The 17,705-nt window shown below is 61.9% G+C and carries 18 protein-coding genes; 14 read left to right on the top strand and 4 right to left on the bottom strand.

Annotated features, from left to right (window positions below; translation table 11 throughout):
- Positions 1-399 precede the first annotated feature (399 nt).
- Positions 400-1,176 (bottom strand): enoyl-CoA hydratase, encoded by a 777-nt coding sequence (locus tag HHL24_RS22815; protein ID WP_169487635.1) that lies wholly within the window; start codon positions 1,174-1,176, stop codon positions 400-402.
- Between the two features lie 132 nt (positions 1,177-1,308).
- Here HHL24_RS22815 and paaN point away from each other — a divergent pair, with 132 nt between their 5' ends.
- The 5 genes from paaN to paaK all read left to right on the top strand — a co-directional run bounded on the left by paaN (position 1,309) and on the right by paaK (position 7,105).
- Positions 1,309-3,009: a phenylacetic acid degradation protein PaaN gene (paaN, locus tag HHL24_RS22810; RefSeq protein WP_169487634.1), complete on the top strand. Its 1,701-nt coding sequence runs from the start codon at positions 1,309-1,311 to the stop codon at positions 3,007-3,009.
- A gap of 126 nt (positions 3,010-3,135) precedes the next feature.
- Positions 3,136-4,338: a 3-oxoadipyl-CoA thiolase gene (pcaF, locus tag HHL24_RS22805; RefSeq protein WP_169487633.1), complete on the top strand. Its 1,203-nt coding sequence runs from the start codon at positions 3,136-3,138 to the stop codon at positions 4,336-4,338.
- A gap of 46 nt (positions 4,339-4,384) precedes the next feature.
- Positions 4,385-5,176: a 2-(1,2-epoxy-1,2-dihydrophenyl)acetyl-CoA isomerase PaaG gene (gene paaG, locus HHL24_RS22800; protein WP_169487632.1), complete on the top strand. Its 792-nt coding sequence runs from the start codon at positions 4,385-4,387 to the stop codon at positions 5,174-5,176.
- A gap of 1 nt (position 5,177) precedes the next feature.
- Positions 5,178-5,639 carry a hydroxyphenylacetyl-CoA thioesterase PaaI gene (gene paaI / locus HHL24_RS22795; RefSeq protein ID WP_169487631.1) on the top strand — a complete coding sequence of 154 codons (462 nt, stop codon included), beginning with the start codon at positions 5,178-5,180 and terminating at the stop codon, positions 5,637-5,639.
- A 161-nt stretch (positions 5,640-5,800) separates the two neighbouring features.
- On the top strand, positions 5,801-7,105 hold the full coding sequence (gene paaK, locus HHL24_RS22790; protein ID WP_169487630.1) for a phenylacetate--CoA ligase PaaK: 1,305 nt from the start codon (positions 5,801-5,803) through the stop codon (positions 7,103-7,105).
- A 297-nt stretch (positions 7,106-7,402) separates the two neighbouring features.
- Here the strand turns inward: paaK and mltA are convergent, their stop codons facing one another.
- Complete coding sequence (mltA, locus tag HHL24_RS22785) at positions 7,403-8,527, bottom strand: murein transglycosylase A (protein WP_169487629.1); 1,125 nt, start codon at positions 8,525-8,527, stop codon at positions 7,403-7,405.
- 28 nt (positions 8,528-8,555) lie between these two features.
- On the opposite strand from mltA, the gene HHL24_RS22780 reads away from it, so the two are divergent.
- A complete protein-coding gene (locus tag HHL24_RS22780) occupies positions 8,556-8,717 on the top strand; it encodes a hypothetical protein (protein WP_169487628.1) in 162 nt (53 codons plus the stop codon).
- A 46-nt stretch (positions 8,718-8,763) separates the two neighbouring features.
- Here the strand turns inward: HHL24_RS22780 and apaG are convergent, their stop codons facing one another.
- Entirely contained in the window at positions 8,764-9,138 is a 375-nt protein-coding gene (gene apaG / locus HHL24_RS22775; protein WP_169487627.1) for a Co2+/Mg2+ efflux protein ApaG, read from the bottom strand.
- A 274-nt stretch (positions 9,139-9,412) separates the two neighbouring features.
- Here apaG and rpe point away from each other — a divergent pair, with 274 nt between their 5' ends.
- The 8 genes from rpe to HHL24_RS22735 all read left to right on the top strand — a co-directional run bounded on the left by rpe (position 9,413) and on the right by HHL24_RS22735 (position 16,841).
- Entirely contained in the window at positions 9,413-10,096 is a 684-nt protein-coding gene (gene rpe, locus HHL24_RS22770) for a ribulose-phosphate 3-epimerase (RefSeq protein WP_028199698.1), read from the top strand.
- A 48-nt stretch (positions 10,097-10,144) separates the two neighbouring features.
- Complete coding sequence (locus HHL24_RS22765) at positions 10,145-10,861, top strand: phosphoglycolate phosphatase (RefSeq protein ID WP_169487626.1); 717 nt, start codon at positions 10,145-10,147, stop codon at positions 10,859-10,861.
- 370 nt (positions 10,862-11,231) lie between these two features.
- Positions 11,232-12,725 carry an anthranilate synthase component I gene (trpE, locus tag HHL24_RS22760; protein ID WP_169487625.1) on the top strand — a complete coding sequence of 498 codons (1,494 nt, stop codon included), beginning with the start codon at positions 11,232-11,234 and terminating at the stop codon, positions 12,723-12,725.
- A gap of 13 nt (positions 12,726-12,738) precedes the next feature.
- The gene (locus HHL24_RS22755; protein ID WP_169487624.1) at positions 12,739-13,326 is read left to right on the top strand and encodes an aminodeoxychorismate/anthranilate synthase component II; all 588 of its coding nucleotides are present in this window, start codon (positions 12,739-12,741) and stop codon (positions 13,324-13,326) included.
- A gap of 17 nt (positions 13,327-13,343) precedes the next feature.
- Positions 13,344-14,375, top strand: a complete 1,032-nt coding sequence (gene trpD / locus HHL24_RS22750; protein WP_169487623.1) for an anthranilate phosphoribosyltransferase — start codon at positions 13,344-13,346, stop codon at positions 14,373-14,375.
- 18 nt (positions 14,376-14,393) lie between these two features.
- Complete coding sequence (gene trpC, locus HHL24_RS22745; RefSeq protein ID WP_169487622.1) at positions 14,394-15,179, top strand: indole-3-glycerol phosphate synthase TrpC; 786 nt, start codon at positions 14,394-14,396, stop codon at positions 15,177-15,179.
- A gap of 39 nt (positions 15,180-15,218) precedes the next feature.
- On the top strand, positions 15,219-15,845 hold the full coding sequence (locus HHL24_RS22740) for a CYTH domain-containing protein (RefSeq protein WP_169487621.1): 627 nt from the start codon (positions 15,219-15,221) through the stop codon (positions 15,843-15,845).
- A 153-nt stretch (positions 15,846-15,998) separates the two neighbouring features.
- The gene (locus tag HHL24_RS22735; protein ID WP_169487620.1) at positions 15,999-16,841 is read left to right on the top strand and encodes a uracil-DNA glycosylase; all 843 of its coding nucleotides are present in this window, start codon (positions 15,999-16,001) and stop codon (positions 16,839-16,841) included.
- Positions 16,842-16,964: 123 nt separating this feature from the next.
- On the opposite strand, the gene HHL24_RS22730 is transcribed toward HHL24_RS22735, so the two are convergent.
- On the bottom strand, positions 16,965-17,561 hold the full coding sequence (locus HHL24_RS22730) for an FMN-dependent NADH-azoreductase (protein ID WP_169487619.1): 597 nt from the start codon (positions 17,559-17,561) through the stop codon (positions 16,965-16,967).
- Between the last annotated feature and the right edge of the window lie 144 nt (positions 17,562-17,705).

Raw genomic sequence — 17,705 nt, 5'->3', positions numbered from 1 at the left:
ACTAGTGTGAGACTTGATACTTTCGCTTCCAGCAGACCCCGAAGAGTCCACTGCGCGTCGCGCATCAAGCGCCCACACTTATCGGCTGTTAATTTTTAAAGATCGATTACGCATTCACCACCCAAACCGCACCGCGCGCTGCAGGCATCAACCGCCCACCTCGCAACCACCCGGTACCGCTTCGTTCTGCGTCGCTGCATCAGCAGCAGAGAAACGAGATTATGAAGAACTTTCGCTACGTCGTCAACAGGTTTTTCTAACTTTCTCAACCCGCTCACTTCGCTGAAAGCCTTGCCACTGCTGGCTCTCCCGCCTCCCGTGCCCCGGTGTCCGAAGCACGAAAGAGCGAGATTCTAGCGAGCCGAACCGCGCCTTGCAAGCGTTATTTTGACAAGCGTATTAACGATGCTTGAAAACCGGTTTGCGCTTCTCAACGAACGCGGCCATCCCCTCCTTCTGATCCTCCGTAGCGAAGAGCGAATGGAAGAGGCGGCGCTCGAAATGCACGCCTTCTGCGAGCGTCGTCTCGTACGCACGGTTAACCGATTCCTTGACCATCATCACCGCCGGCAGCGGGAATTCAGCAATGGTCGCGGCCGCAGCCACCGCCTCGTCAAGCAGGGACGCCACGGGAATCACCCGCGAGACCAATCCAGCGCGCTCTGCCTCAGCTGCGTCCATGAAGCGGGCGGTCAGGCAGAGGTCCATCGCTTTCGCCTTTGAGACGGCGCGCGGCAGTCGCTGCGTGCCGCCGGCACCCGGCATGATGCCGAGTTTGATTTCCGGCTGACCAAACTTCGCAGTGTCGGCGGCGAGAATAATGTCGCACATCATCGCCAACTCGCAACCGCCGCCAAGCGCGAACCCCGCCACCGCGGCAATGATCGGCTTGCGGATGGAGCGCACCGTCTCCCAGTTGCGAGTAATGTAGTCGCCTTTGTAGACATCCATATAGGTGTACGTCGCCATCATGCCGATGTCGGCGCCGGCGGCGAACGCTTTCTCGCTGCCCGTCACCACGATCGCACCAATCGCGTCGTCGGCATCGAACTCGCGCAGCGCCGCACCCAGTTCGTCCATCAAGGCGTCGTTCAGCGCGTTCAATGCCTTCGGGCGATTCAACGTGACTACACCGACCCGCCCTCGCGTCTCAACCAGAATGTTCTCGTAAGCCATGCCGCCTCCTGATGGTTAATGGCGCGCGAAAACGCTTCGCGCGGCCGTCTTAATAATGCTACCATTCACCAACCAACCGGTCGGTCAATTATTCGACAGGCTTTCCCCAACGTACAGCCAAGCCCATCTGCCATGACACATCCGCTATTCACCAAGCACGAAGACACGCTGCAAAAGGCACTCACCGCAATTGAGACACGCGGCTACTGGAGTCCGTTCGTCGAGATGCCCAGTCCGAAAGTGTACGGGGAAACCGCTAGCGCAGACGGCGAAACCGCATTCAAAGCGCATCTCAACAAGACGTTCGAACTCGACCAGCCGTCGACCGGGGAAACCGTCGGCGCTGAAGTCTCGCCGTTCGGGTTCCCGCTTGGCGTGCGCTATCCGAAAGCCGATCCCGACGCGTTGATCTCCGCGGCAGCCGCCGCACAGCGCGACTGGCGCCTGGCCGGCCCGCAGGCGTGGATCGGCGTATGCCTCGAAATCCTCGCGCGCGTGAATCGCGCCAGCTTCGAAATCGGCTATAGCGTGATGCACACGACCGGTCAGGCATTCATGATGGCCTTCCAGGCCGGCGGCCCGCATGCGCAAGACCGTGCCCTCGAAGCGGTCGTGTACGCGTGGGATCAACTGCGGCGTATTCCCGCCGATGCCCACTGGGAAAAGCCGCAGGGCAAAAATCCGCCGCTCGCGATGCACAAACGCTACACCGTCGTGCCGCGCGGCACCGGCCTCGTGCTCGGCTGCTGCACCTTCCCGACGTGGAACGGCTATCCGGGCCTCTTCGCTGATCTGGCAACAGGCAACACCGTGATCGTCAAGCCGCATCCGGGCGCGATTCTGCCGCTTGCGCTGACCGTACGAATCGCGCGCGACGTACTGCGCGAAACCGGTTTCGATCCGAACATCGTTACGCTGCTAGCGACCGAACCGAACGACGGCCCGCTCGTCCAGGATCTGGCACTGCGCCCGGAAATCAAATTGATTGACTTCACGGGCAGCACACAAAACGGCACATGGCTCGAGCGCAATGCGCATCAGGCTCAGGTCTACACCGAAAAAGCCGGCGTCAATCAGATCGTGATCGACTCCGTGGACGACATCAAAGCCGCCGCTCGCAATATCGCCTTCTCGCTCGCGTTGTATTCGGGCCAGATGTGCACTGCGCCGCAAAACATCTACGTACCGCGCGCCGGCATCCGCACTGCTGAAGGCACACTCAGTTTCGACGAAGTTGCTCAAGCTATCGCCGGCGCAGTGCAAAAACTGGTTGCTGATCCAGCGCGCGCCGTCGAACTGCTCGGCGCGATCCAGAACGAAGGCGTAGCCCAACGTATCGACGAAGCCGTCAAGCTCGGCCGCGTTCTGGTAGAAAGCCAATCGCTCGAACATCCGGCCTTTGCCGGCGCCCGTGTGCGCACACCGCTCCTGCTCCAACTAGATGCTGCAACCGACCACGCGCAGTTCACCAAAGAATGGTTCGGCCCGATCTCGTTCGTGATCGCGACCGACTCGACAGCGCAGTCGCTCGACCTCGCTGGCGAAATCGCCGCCGAGCACGGCGCGCTGACGCTGTCGGTCTACAGCACGGATGACGCCGTGCTCGAAGAGGCGCACGAAGCATCGATCCGCGGTGGCGTAGCACTCTCGATCAATTTGACGGGCGGCGTTTTCGTCAATCAGTCTGCAGCTTTCTCCGACTTCCACGGGACGGGCGCAAACCCGGCAGCAAATGCCGCGCTGGCCGACGCAGCCTTTGTCGCGAACCGCTTCCGCGTCGTTCAAAGTCGCGTTCATGTTGAACCGAAAGCGGCACCAGCGGTAGCTGGCTGAATGGCATAAGACAAAAGCACGGCTTTCGTCCTATGCCATTTGGCCGAATGGACCGAGCCGTGCGCCCCAACTAACATGAGACATCGGATCGGCATGCCCCGCCGATCCGCCCCAGCAGGAACCCACATGAACGACGCCTTCATTTGCGACGCGATTCGCACCCCAATCGGCCGTTACGGCGGCGCCCTGAAAGATGTCCGCGCGGATGACCTCGGCGCGGTACCGATCAAGGCGCTGATCGAACGCAATCCCGGTGTCGACTGGCGGGCAATTGACGACGTGATCTACGGCTGCGCCAATCAAGCCGGTGAAGACAACCGCAACGTCGCTCGTATGTCCGCATTGCTAGCCGGCTTACCCACGGACGCGCCAGGCGCAACCATCAACCGCCTGTGCGGCTCGGGCATGGATGCGGTCGGCACCGCTGCTCGCGCCATCAAGGCTGGCGAAGCGCGGCTGATGATTGCGGGCGGCGTCGAAAGCATGACGCGCGCGCCGTTCGTGATGGGCAAGGCCACCAGTGCGTTCTCGCGGCAGGCTGACATTTACGACACGACCATCGGCTGGCGCTTCATCAATCCGCTAATGAAGCGCCAATATGGCGTCGATTCGATGCCGGAGACCGCGGAAAACGTCGCCGTCGAGTTCGGCATCAACCGCGCGGATCAGGACGCGTTTGCGCTTTCGAGCCAGCAAAAAGCAGCCCGCGCACAGCGCGATGGCACTTTGGCTCAGGAAATCGTCGGCGTTGAAATTGCGCAGAAGAAAGGCGACCCCGTACGCGTGACGCTCGACGAGCATCCGCGCGAAACGTCGCTCGAAAGCCTGGGCAAGCTCAAGGGCGTGGTCCGCCCCGACGGCAGCGTGACCGCCGGCAATGCATCGGGCGTAAACGACGGCGCCTGCGCGCTGTTGCTCGCGAATCAGGAAGCTGCCGATCAATACGGATTGCGTCGCCGCGCACGTGTGGTGGGCATGGCGACGGCAGGCGTGGAGCCGCGCATCATGGGCATCGGCCCGGCGCCAGCCACGCAAAAGCTGTTGAAGCAACTGAACATGACACTCGACCAATTCGACGTGATCGAGTTGAACGAAGCCTTCGCATCGCAGGGGCTTGCCGTCCTGCGCACACTCGGCCTGCGCGACGACGATCCGCGCGTCAATCCGAATGGCGGAGCGATTGCGCTAGGTCACCCGCTCGGCGCATCGGGCGCTCGCTTGATCACCACTGCGCTTTACCAGCTGGAGCGAATCAACGGCCGCTTTGCGCTTTGCACGATGTGTATCGGCGTGGGTCAAGGCATCGCCCTGGTGATCGAGCGGGTCTGACATCAACCCCGCCCAGCTAGTCAAAGAGACTTTGAGGAGACACCCAATGTCATATGAAGCGATTCGCCTCGACATCGATACATCGAGTCGCGTAGCGACCATCACGCTGAACCGGCCTGACAAGCTCAACAGCTTTACGCGCGCGATGCACGAGGAATTGAGCACCGCACTCGACCAGGTCGAAACGTCCGGCGCCCGTGCACTCGTGCTGACCGGTGCGGGCCGCGGTTTCTGCGCGGGACAGGATCTCGCGGATCTCGATTTCACGCCGGGCGCGATGACCGATCTGGGCGAACTGATCGACGCGCATTTCAATCCGCTGATTCGCCGCCTGCAAGGACTGCCATTGCCGGTGATTGCTGCGGTCAACGGCACGGCCGCCGGCGCCGGCGCCAATCTCGCGCTGGCTTGCGATCTCGTGCTTGCCGCCCGTTCGGCCAGTTTCATCCAGGCATTCGTGAAGATCGGTCTCGTACCGGACTCGGGCGGCACCTGGTTCCTGCCGCAGCGCGTCGGCATGGCGCGCGCCTTAGGTCTCGCCATCACCGGCGACAAACTGAGCGCGGAGAAAGCCGAAAGCTGGGGGCTGATCTGGCAAACGGTTGACGACACCGAACTTGCCACCACGGCAAGCAAACTCGCGGCACTACTGGCGCAGCAACCCACGCGCGCCATCGCCGCGATCAAGCAGGCGATGCGCGCCGGCGTGACGCAAACACTCGATCAGCAACTTGATCTCGAACGCGATCTGCAACGCGAACTCGGCGCTTCCCACGATTACGCGGAAGGTGTGCAAGCATTCGTGGAAAAACGCGCGCCGCGCTTCGAGGGTCGCTGATATGCCCGCACAACCGAAGCACCCGGCTCAAATGACAGCCGATGAACTCGCTCGCGCAACCGCTGCCGCCATGTACGAAAACGACGCGTGCAGCCGGGCGCTCGGACTCGAAATCGTAGAAGTGCGCCCAGGGTACGCGCGCCTGCGCATGGCCGTGCGCGACGACTTCCTGAACGGCCATCAGATTTGCCACGGCGGCCTGATTTTCACGCTCGCCGACTCGACGTTCGCGTTCGCCTGCAATACGTACAACATCAACACAGTCGCAGCCGGCTGCTCGATCGAATTCCTGCGGCCGGTAAAAGGCGGCGACGTGTTGACGGCCGAAGCGATCGAACAAACGCTGAGCGGACGCACCGGCATTTACGATATTCGCGTCACGAATCGCGCAGAGGAGACCGTGGCGATGTTTCGCGGCAAATCTGCACAGATCAAAGGCAACCTGATTCCTACGGGCGATTGAATAACAGGTTGAACAGCCGAGTCGCGCCAAATTCGCAGCAGAGTCGCGGCTCGTCCGTGACACATTGGCAGCGTATCCATAGATAGCAACGAGTCCCCGGTTTTTGCGCGCACGCGCACCGCACCCCAGACCCAAGCATAGAGGCAGCAAGGAGACATTCGATGACCACCGCCCTCCCGCTCGATCCCATCGAGACAGCCAGCCGCGACGAACTCGCCGCGCTCCAACTCGAACGGCTCAAATGGTCGCTGAACCACGCTTACGAGAATTCGCCGGTGTATCGGCAAAAATTCGATGAAGCCGGCGTCCATCCGAGCGAAGTGAAGACCCTCGCGGACCTGGCGCGCTTCCCCTTCACCACCAAGAAGGATCTGCGCGACAGCTATCCGTTTGGCATGTTCGCGGTGCCGCAGGAACAGGTTTCGCGGATCCACGCGTCGTCCGGGACGACGGGCAAGCCGACGGTCGTCGGCTACACGGCGCGCGATATCGACACGTGGGCGAATCTTGTCGCACGTTCGATCCGCGCCGCTGGCGCGAAGCGCGGCGACAAGGTTCACGTGAGCTACGGCTACGGTCTGTTCACAGGCGGCCTGGGCGCACACTACGGCGCCGAGCGCGCGGGACTGACGGTGATTCCGTTCGGCGGTGGTCAGACTGAAAAGCAGGTGCAACTAATTCAGGACTTCCGGCCCGACATCATCATGGTGACGCCGAGCTATATGTTGTCAATCGCTGACGAACTCGAACGGCAAGGCGTCGATCCGGCGAGTTGCTCGCTGCGCATCGGCATCTTCGGCGCGGAACCGTGGACCAACGACATGCGCCAGGCGATCGAAAAGCGCATGGGCATCGACGCGGTCGATATTTACGGCCTATCTGAAGTGATGGGACCTGGCGTCGCTTCGGAATGCGTCGAGACGAAAGACGGCCCGACCATCTGGGAAGACCATTTCTATCCCGAGATCATCGACCCCGAAACCGGCGAAGTGCTGCCTGACGGCGAACTCGGTGAACTCGTATTCACATCGTTGACCAAGGAAGCGCTGCCGATCGTCCGTTACCGGACGCGCGATCTGACGCGCCTCTTGCCAGGCAGCGCGCGCACCATGCGCCGGATGGAAAAGATCACGGGCCGTTCGGACGACATGATGATCGTGCGCGGCGTGAATGTATTCCCCACGCAGATCGAAGAATTGCTGCTCAAGCAGCACGCCCTCGCGCCTCACTATCAGATCGTGCTAACCAAGGAAGGCCCGCTCGACGTCCTGACGTTGAACGTCGAGCCCTGCCCGGAGTCTGCGCCGGATACTGCCGCGCTGACCACGGCAAAGCAGGCGTTGACCTATGACATCAAAGCGCTGATCGGCGTGAGCGCCGTTGTAAACGTGCTGGGTGTAAACGGGATCGAGCGTTCGGTGGGCAAAGCGCGCAGGGTGGTGGACAAGCGGAAGTCAGGGCTTTAAGCCATACGCCGAAACGCCGAAGGTTGATGCTTGATAGCGGAGCCGATTGGCGTCAGCCCCGCTATCAAATGTGCTGGCGGTGAATGGGGATTAACCGTGCGGTGGGCAAAGCCCAGCAGCGGCGGACGATTAAAAGCTGGAGAGCCAACGCCAGCGGCAGAGTCCATATCTGGAAGCCGTGCCGCTGACAGATGCCACACGCCACATGCCATATGCCCAATACCGTGTGCGAGGTAAATTAGCCACGCGGCTGTTTTCAGCCAGGAACCCAGGAAATCCGCCGCCCCGGCCAAACCCTCACGAATTCGGCAACAGCAGCCACATCCGGCCGCCCTGCTTCATCTTGCCGGCCAGATCGCCGGCATCGTCGCCAAGACCCCAGAAGTAATCCGCCCGCACGCCGCCTTTGATCGCGGACCCCGTGTCCTGCGCAAAGACGAGGCGATTCATCGGTGAGTTCGTCAACGGACGCGTGGTCTGCAAGAACACCGGCGTCCCGAGCGGAATCGAAGTCGGATCCACCGCGATCGACCGCTCCGGCGTCAACGGCACGCCCAGCGCACCGATCGGACCGTCCGCGCCACCGCTCGGCGCACTCTCGCCCGACGGCATTTCGCGGAAGAACACGAAGCGCGGATTGGTATCGAGCAATGCGTCGACCCGTGTGGGATTCGCGCGCGCCCATGCCTTGATGCCCTGCATGGTCGCCTGCGCCGGCGTCAGTTCGCCGCGATCGAGCAGCCACCGCCCAATCGACTTATACGGTTGATTGTTCGTGCCGCCAAAGCCAACCCGCATCACGCTGCCGTCTTCCATCACGACGCGCCCGGACCCCTGCACTTGCAGGAAGAAGGCTTCGATCGGATCGTCGACCCACACGAGTTCGTTGCCGTTGAGCACGCCCGCGCGCTCGAGTTGCGCACGCGCCGGCAGCGGAGCGCCCGCACGATAACCGGATGGCCAGCGGTACAGCGCCGTCTGATACACGCCGTGCCGCGTGCGCGAACCGCGCAGCAACGGCTCGTAGTAGCCGGTGACGAGGCCGTCGAGCGTGCCGTCGTTATTGGCTAACTGGAACGGCGTGAAATACGCCTCGAAAAACGCCCGCGCACTGGTAACGTCCAGATCGTCGATCTGCGAGGCCGCCGCGCATGCGCGGGCCCAGTTAGGTTGACGCGCAAGCCTCAGGCAGTTTTGCCGCAACGCAGCCGTTGCGCCGATCAGCGAATCGTCCTGCCACCCTGGCACCTGCTGCCAGGCTACCGCCGTGAGCCGCGTCGCGGCGATCTGTCCGGGTATGATCGCGGCACCCGTGGGCGGCGAAACCGAAGGCCGAACCACGCCGCTGCCGCCGCAGGAAGCCAGCATCACCGCAACCGAAAGCGCCCCAAGCCATGCTCCGGCCGTGCGGACAAAACGCATACAATGTTCGTTCTTGATGGAAACCGCCATGTCTGATCTGTTCGACGAATACCCGATGCTCATCTTCGCGCTGGAATCGCTCCTCGCGCTCTTCCTGCTCGTCTTTATCGTTGTATGGACGTCGTCCGGCAAGAAAAAGGCCGCGCGCGCCGCCACCAATGAGCAGCAAAAGCAGCAAAAATCCCATTAAAGCTGCGCCGTAAAGCTTTTTAAAGACCGCGAGCCGCGCTCTCGGTTCAATGCAAAGTACGCGGCATACGCAGAATGAACTCGGGCACGGGTGCGTCAAAGCGCTCGCCGTCCTCCGCCACGCAGAAATACTCGCCGCGCATGGTGCCGACGGGCGTGGCGAGCACCGCCCAACTCGTATATTCGAAGTGCTCGCCCGGTTTGAGCAGGGGCTGATGCCCGACCACGCCCAGGCCTTTTACTTCCTGCACGTTGTTGTCGCTGTCGGTAATCACCCAGTGACGCGCAATCAACTGCGCGGGCACCTGGCCGCTGTTACGGATAGTCAGCGTGTATGCAAACGCATACTGGCGGCGCTCCGGGTCCGACTCTTCGGGCAGATACTGCACCTGCGCCGAGACGCTGAATTCGTACTGGCTCATCCTGATTCCGGTCTGGTGAAACGGGCTAAAAATCGCGGGAAGCCCCGAACGCCAATGGTTTGCGGGCGCATTGACGAAGCGGCGCTTATGGTTTGGCATTCTGCTTGATGCGCGGCACGCCCGCAACCGGACAAATCCCTCTGGCCAAGGGCCGCTAAGGCGTTTTGTCACGTTTGCCACGCATTTTCGGAGCCGGCCACAAACCGCCCGCGAACCGGTTCAGGAGCGCACAAAACGGTAAAATAGCGTTTTCCCGCTTGCATCCGCCCCCGCCATGACGCAATTCCGCATCGCCCCCAGCATTCTGTCCGCCGATTTCGCCCGCCTGGGCGAAGAAGTCCGCAACGTTGTCGCCGCTGGCGCCGACTGGATTCACTTCGACGTGATGGACAACCACTACGTGCCGAACCTGACGATCGGCCCGCTCGTCTGCGAAGCGATCCGCCCGCACGTGGACGTGCCGATCGATGTGCACCTGATGGTGCGCCCGGTCGACCGGATCGTGCCGGACTTCGCCAAGGCCGGCGCAAACCTGATCAGCTTCCACCCGGAAGGCTCGGACCATATCGACCGCACGCTGTCGCTGATTCGCGACCACGGTTGCAAGGCCGGTCTCGTGTTCAACCCGGCCACGTCGCTGAACCATCTGGACTACGTGATGGACAAGGTCGATCTGGTGCTGATCATGTCGGTGAATCCTGGCTTCGGCGGTCAATCGTTCATTCCTGAGGCGCTCGTCAAGCTGCGCGAAGCGCGCAAGCGGATCGACGCCTACAAGGAGAAAACCGGTCGCGAGATTCATCTCGAAGTGGACGGCGGCGTGAAGGTCGACAACATCGCCGAAATCGCAGCGGCTGGCGCGGACACGTTCGTGGCAGGCTCAGCGATCTTCGGCGCGCCGGATCACAAGGCGGTGATCGACAAGATGCGCGCCGCACTTGCCAACATCGAGCACTGATCGAGCACCGATCTCGCATTGACCGATCACTGAGATCCCGCACTAAGAATGACGACTTCATACCCTGCCCCGACCTTCACCGGCCCGCGCCTGCAAGCCGCGATCATCGACCTGGACGGCACGATGATCGATACCGCCGACGATTTCACCGCCGGCCTGAACGGCATGCTTGCGCAACTCGACGCGACGGAAACCTCGCGCGAGGAAGTGATCGGCTACATCGGCAAGGGCTCGGAGAATCTGATTCGCAATGTGCTGGCGCAGCGCTTCGAAACGGACCACGCACAGGACCGTTTCGACGAGGCGCTCGCGATCTATCAGGCGGAATACGCCAAGATCAACGGCGTGCACACGCGGCTGTACCCCGAGGTCGAAGCCGGTCTCAGCGCCATGCGCGATGCCGGCCTTAAACTCGCCTGCGTCACCAACAAGCCGCACCGTTTCGCGGTCGAATTGCTGGAGCAATACGGGCTCAGCCAGTATTTCAGCGTCGTACTCGGCGGCGACAGTCTGCCGGAAAAAAAACCGGATCCGCTGCCCATGCTCACCGCCGCGGCCCAGCTAGGCGTCGCGCCGCAAGCCACCGTTGCCATCGGCGATTCGGAAAACGATGCACTGGCAGGCCGCGCGGCGGGCATGGCAACGCTGACGCTGCCGTACGGCTACAACCACGGCCGAGCTATACAAGAAATAAAATCCGATGGTATAGTTGCCTCGCTGCTCGATGCCGCCAAGGCTATCGCAGCGCACCATTCCACGACCTGAAAAGTCCCTCATCCTCATGTTTCTGAATAAAAAACGGAGTCTGATTAGCATCGACCGGGGAGCCTGGCCCTGGCGTCGCTGGTCGCGCTAACCTCGCCTGAGGTACGCTGAAGCTCGTCTTCGGCAACCGTTTTTTACTTCGCTGCGCTCACGCGTTTTTTCCATCACCTTGTTTCGCTGCATCGGTTGATTTGGCCTTCGTGTACCCGCAAAGTACATCTGTGCGCTGAAACCCCTTGCATGCGTCGATGGGAAACTCGCGCCGGTCGGTATCATCGTGTCGACACGTCGAACGAACGCCTGACCGTCCGCGTCGCGCCCCGCTTTGTCCGACGCATAGTGCCGTCTGACGTACGTACAGGATCGGAACATGACCGAACTCGAATTCCAGTCCCTCGCCAACGAGGGTTTCAACCGCATTCCGCTGATCGCGGAAGCGCTCGCCGACCTCGAAACGCCGCTCTCGCTGTACCTGAAGCTCGCTCAGCCCGAGCGCAACGGCGCCAACTCGTTCCTGCTGGAATCGGTGGTGGGCGGCGAACGCTTCGGCCGCTATTCATTCATCGGACTGCCGGCTCGCACGCTGCTGCGCACCCGCAACGGCGTATCGGAAGTGGTGCGGGACGGCAAAGTCGTCGAAACGCATGAGGGCGATCCGCTCGAGTTCATCCAGCAATTCCAGGGCCGCTTCAAAGTGGCACAGCGTCCCGGTCTGCCGCGTTTCGCCGGCGGGCTGGCGGGCTACTTCGGCTATGACGCGGTGCGCTACATCGAGAAAAAACTCGCGCACACCGCACCGAAAGACGATCTGAACCTGCCTGATATTCAGTTGCTGCTCACCGAAGAAGTCGCGGTGATCGACAACCTTGCGGGCAAGCTATACCTGGTGGTGTACGCGGATCCGACGCAAGCCGAGGCGTACACAAAAGCCAGGCAGCGTCTGCGTGAATTGCGTCAGCGTTTGCGCACGACCGTGCAGCCACCGGTTACATCGGCTAGCGTGCGCACCGAGACCTACCGCGAGTTCGCCAAGGACGATTATCTGGCCGCCGTGCGCAAGGCGAAGGAATACATCGCCGCCGGCGAGTTGATGCAAGTACAGGTCGGCCAGCGTCTGATCAAGCCTTACCGCGACAATCCGCTGTCGCTGTATCGCGCGCTGCGCTCGTTGAATCCGTCGCCGTACATGTACTACTACAACTTCGGCGACTTCCACGTGGTCGGCGCGTCGCCGGAAATCCTGGTGCGTCAGGAAAAGCGCGGCGAAGATCGCATCGTGACGATCCGGCCGCTCGCCGGCACGCGTCCGCGCGGCAACACGCCGGAACGTGACGCGGAACTCGCCACCGAACTGCTGAACGATCCGAAGGAAGTCGCCGAACACGTCATGCTGATCGACCTCGCGCGTAACGACGTGGGCCGTATCGCCCAGATCGGCTCGGTGGTCGTCACCGACAAGATGGTGATCGAGAAGTACTCGCACGTGCAGCACATCGTGAGTTCGGTCGAAGGCAAGCTAAAGCCCGGCACCACCAATTTCGACGTGTTGCGCGCCACCTTCCCGGCCGGCACGCTGTCCGGCGCGCCGAAGGTCCGCGCGATGGAATTGATCGACGAACTGGAACCGGTGAAGCGCGGCCTCTACGGCGGTGCGGTCGGCTATCTGTCTTTCACCGGCGAAATGGATCTGGCCATCACGATCCGCACCGGCGTGATCGCAAACGGCAATCTGTATGTGCAGGCGGCAGCGGGTGTAGTCGCGGATTCGGTGCCGGAATCCGAATGGCAAGAGACCGAGAACAAGGCGCGCGCTGTGCTGCGCGCCGCCGAACAGGTTCAAGACGGCCTCGATAGCGACTTCTGACCGGAGACACACCATGCTGCTTATGATCGACAACTACGACTCGTTCACCTACAACCTGGTGCAGTACTTCGGCGAACTCGGCGAAGACGTACGCACCTATCGGAACGACGAAATCACGCTGGACGAAATTGCGAAACTCAACCCGGAGCGCATTTGCCTGTCGCCCGGCCCAAGCAACCCGCAACACGCCGGCATCACGCTCGACGTGTTACGCGAATTTAGCGGCAAGACGCCGATCCTCGGCGTCTGCCTCGGCCATCAGGCAATCGGCGAAGCCTTCGGCGGCCGCGTGGTGCGTGCGCAAACCATCATGCACGGCAAGGTGAGCACGATCGAAACCGACTGCAAAGGCGTGTTTGCCGACCTGCCGAAGCATTTCGTCGTGACGCGTTATCACTCGCTCGCGATCGAACGCGAATCGCTGCCTGACTGTCTCGAAGTGTCCGCATGGACCGAAGACGGCGAAATCATGGGCGTGCGTCACAAGGAACTGGCCGTTGAAGGCGTGCAGTTCCATCCGGAATCGATTCTTTCCGAACACGGCCACGCATTGCTCGAAAACTTCGTGAAGCAGTCGAAGACCGCTCACCGCACCGCTTGATCAAGAGAGACGAAATCATGTCGATTACGCCCCAGGAAGCGCTGCAACGGACTATCGAGCACCGCGAAATTTTCCACGACGAAATGCTGCACCTGATGCGGCTCATCATGCGCGGCGAACTGTCGCCGGTGATGTCGGCGGCGATCATCACCGGCTTGCGCGTCAAAAAAGAGACCATCGGCGAAATTACCGCTGCCGCCACGGTGATGCGTGAATTTGCCCGGCATGTCGACGTGCAGGACAACTCGAACTTCGTCGATATCGTCGGCACCGGCGGCGACGGCTCGCACACCTTCAATATTTCCACGGCGACGATGTTCGTCTCCGCCGCGGCCGGCGCCAAGGTCGCGAAACACGGCAATCGCGGCGTGTCGAGCAAGTCGGGCAGCGCGGATGTACTCGAAGCGCTCGGCGTGAATATCGATCTGCAGCCGGACCAGGTGGCGGCCTCGATCGCGGAAACCGGCATGGGCTTCATGTTCGCGCCGAACCATCATCCGGCGATGAAGAACATCGCGCCGGTGCGCCGCGAACTCGGCGTGCGGACCATCTTCAACATTCTCGGGCCGCTGACCAATCCGGCCGGCGCGCCGAACCAGTTGATGGGCGTGTTCCACGGCGACCTCGTCGGCATTCAGGTGCGCGTGATGCAGCGCCTCGGCGCAAAGCACGTGCTCGTGGTGTACGGTATGGACGGCATGGACGAAGTCTCACTCGGCGCAGCCACGCAAGTCGGCGAGTTGCGCGACGGCCAGATCCACGAGTACGAGATCCATCCGGAAGACTTCGGCATGCAGATGGTGTCGAACCGCACGCTGAAAGTGGCAGACGCCACCGAATCGAAAGCGATGCTGCTCGAAGCGCTCGACAACAAGCCGGGCGTCGCGCGTGAAATCGTCACGCTGAATGCGGGCACAGCGCTCTATTCGGCGAACGTGGCGGCGTCGATTGCGGACGGCATCCAGTTGGCGCGCGAAGCGATCGCGAGCGGCAAGGCTCGGGCGAAGGTCGACGAGCTGATCCGCTTCACTCAGCAATTCAAGCAGTAACTACGTAGCGAGACACTCATGAGCGACATCCTCGACCGCATCATCGCGGTCAAACGCGAAGAAGTCCGCGCGGCCGAACAGAGCGCGCCGCTCGAAGAACTGCGCCTCGAAGCATCGTCGCGCGACATCCGCGATTTCGTCGGCGCATTGCGCGCGAAACACGCGGCCGGTCTGGCCGCCGTCATTTCCGAAGTGAAGAAAGCGAGCCCGTCGAAAGGCGTGCTACGTGAAAACTTCGTCCCTGCCGAGATCGCGCGTTCGTATGAAAAATACGGTGCGGCCTGCTTGTCTGTCCTCACCGACGTGCAGTTCTTCCAGGGCAGCGTCGCGTATCTCGAAGAGGCGCGCGCCGCCTGCAATCTGCCTGTGCTGCGCAAAGACTTCATCGTCGATCCGTACCAGATCGTCGAAGCCCGTGCGATGGGTGCAGACGCAATTCTGCTGATCGCCGCCGCTTTGGAAACGTCGCAGATGCAGGATCTGGAAGCGCTCGCGCATTCGCTGGGCCTCGCGGTGCTGGTCGAAGTGCACGACAGCAATGAGTTGATGGAAGCGCTCACGCTGAAGACACCCCTGATCGGTATCAACAACCGCAATCTGCGCACCTTCGAAACGTCGATCGAGACGACCATCGGCATGCTCGAATCGATTCCGGACGACCGCATCGTCGTCACGGAGTCGGGCATTCTGTCGCGCGTCGATGTCGAGCGGCTGCGGGCGATGGACGTGCATACGTTCCTCGTCGGCGAGGCGTTCATGCGCGCAGAAGAGCCGGGAGTGGAACTTGCGCGGATGTTTTTCTAAGCGCAGGTTCAACACGTAGGCTACCTAGCGGAGCAGGTCATGGGCATGGAACGTGAAATCAAGCTGGTACTGCCGGCGAGCCAGGTGGACGCGGCGACGCAGTGGTTCGTCGCGCGCACCGGCGACGAGGGCCGGCCGATCGAGCTGGCGAATATTTACTTCGACACGCCCAAGCTGACGCTGGCTACTTCGAAGAGCGCGTTGCGTTTGCGGCACACACCGGACGGCTGGCTGCAAACGTTCAAGACTGTGGGCAACGCCAAGGATGGTCTGCACAGCCGGCACGAGTGGGAAATGCCGGTCGCGGGCGAAAAGCTTGAGATCGAAGCCCTGTTGCGTCAGTGTGACGAGCCCGCAGCCGCGGAAGCCCTGCGTCAGGCCGCGCCGGAACTGATCGAACTGTTCCGCACGAATTTCACCCGCACACTGTGGAATGTCGTGCTGGATGGCGCCGAAGTCGAAGCCGCAATCGACCAGGGTGACGTTATCGCGGAGGTGAACGGTGAGAGGCGCCGCACGCCGATCTCCGAAGTCGAACTGGAATTGAAGTCCGGCGACGAAGCGGTGCTCAATACGCTTGCGGCAGAACTCGGCAAACAGGTGGCCGGCCTCGCACCGGACAACATCAGTAAGGCGCAGCGCGGCTATCAATTGCGGGCGGCTTAAGCCCTCGGCGTGTGTGACAGCCTTTGCCCCGCGCGCCGAAACCCTGCCTCAGCGCCACGCCTCTGCGCGCCAGCGCACGCCGGCAAGGTACACAACGCCCACACGGCACCCACACCTTGAGCTAGCCCACGTTTGCTGCGACACTTCCCCGCCATGACCTCAGCTTCCCGTACCCGCTCCAATCCGTCGCAAGCCTCGTTGTTCGGCGACACCTCTGCCACGCCGGCCGGCACAACAGCGCACCCGCAGCCGACACCAACCGCCGCCGGCTCACCGCCGCCGACGCTCGAAGCCCAATTCGCCGCCCTGCCCCCGGCCTGGCGCGCACACCTGAAACCGTTCATCGAAAGCGACGCCTACGCGCCATTGTGCCGTTTCGTCGACGGTGAGCGCGCGGCCGGCAAAACCGTCTATCCCGCCGACGTCTTCCGGGCCCTGCGCCTCACCAGCCCCGACGAAGTCAAAGTCGTGATCCTCGGTCAGGACCCGTATCACGGTGAAGATCGCGGCACGCCGCAAGCGCACGGACTGGCGTTTTCAGTGGCGCCAAACGTCCGCACGCCGCCGTCGCTGCGCAACATCTTCAAGGAAATCGCCACGAGCCTCGGCCACGAGCCGCCGCGTCATGGCTGCCTCGACACATGGGCCAAACAGGGCGTGCTGCTGTTGAACACGGTGCTGACCGTCGAGCGCGATTCGGCCGCGAGTCACGCGAAACGTGGCTGGGAAAAATGCACCGATACGCTGATCCACGAACTGGCCATGCGCCATGACGGCCTCGTATTCATGCTGTGGGGCGCGCATGCGCAAGCCAAACGCGCGCTGCTAGGCGGCAAGTCGCATTACGTGCTGGAGGCGCCGCATCCGTCGCCGCTGTCGGCGCATCGCGGCTTTCTCGGCTGCGGGCACTTTGCGTCGGCGAACGAGTATCTCGTGAAGCACGGCCGCACACCGATCGATTGGCGCTTGCCCGACGAAGCACAGATGTTGGCATAAGGCTCACCGCGCGAAACGCACCGACACCAACGCAAAAACGCAAAAACGCCACGGAATCACACCCGTGGCGTTTTTTTCATTCCACCGCGCCGCGATCACGCAGCGCGAGACAAACCTCACACCTTACGCTGCAGCGATCGCTTCACGCGCGCCAGCCAATGCGGCGGTCGCAGCGTCCGGGCCCATGTTCAGGCCTTCAGCGTAGATGAAGTTCACATCGGTCATGCCGAGGAAGCCGAGGAAGCTCTTCAGATACGGCGTTTGGCTGTCGTTCGGCGTGCCCAGATACTTACCGCCACGAGCCGAAACCACGAACACCTTCTTGCCCTTCACGAGACCTTCCGGACCGTTCGCCGTGTACTGGAACGTGATGCCAGCGCGCGCGATGAAGTCGAAGTACGTCTTAAGTTGCGACGAGATGCCGAAGTTGTACATCGGCGCGCCAATCACGACGATGTCGGCGGCTTGCAGTTCGGCGATCAGCGCTTCGCTGCGTGCAGCGATCGCTGCTTGTTCCGGGGTGCGCTGGTCAGCCGGCGTGAAGAACGCGCCGAGAACGGCGTCGTCCAGATGCGGCAGCGGTTCAGCTTGCAGGTTACGGACGACGACTTGCGCGCCCGGATTCGATTGTTGCAGCTTAGCGGTCAGTTCGTTGACGAGGAGCGTCGAGTTCGCGCCTTGCGAGCGGGCTGCCGAGTTGATTTGCAGGATCGTGGTCATGGTTGACTCCAGTAGGGGCGCGCAGTTTTGCGCGAGTGGAGCCATTGTGATTTTTTACCGACGCGGGAAAAAGCCATCCGGCAGCGAAGGATTGTTGCACTGGTAGAACAATCCCCCGCCTTGAACCCTCGATTAATACCGTTC

The organism is Paraburkholderia polaris (assembly GCF_012927345.1).
GTDB lineage: Bacteria > Pseudomonadota > Gammaproteobacteria > Burkholderiales > Burkholderiaceae > Paraburkholderia > Paraburkholderia polaris.
This window is presented reverse-complemented; position numbering and strand designations above follow the sequence as displayed.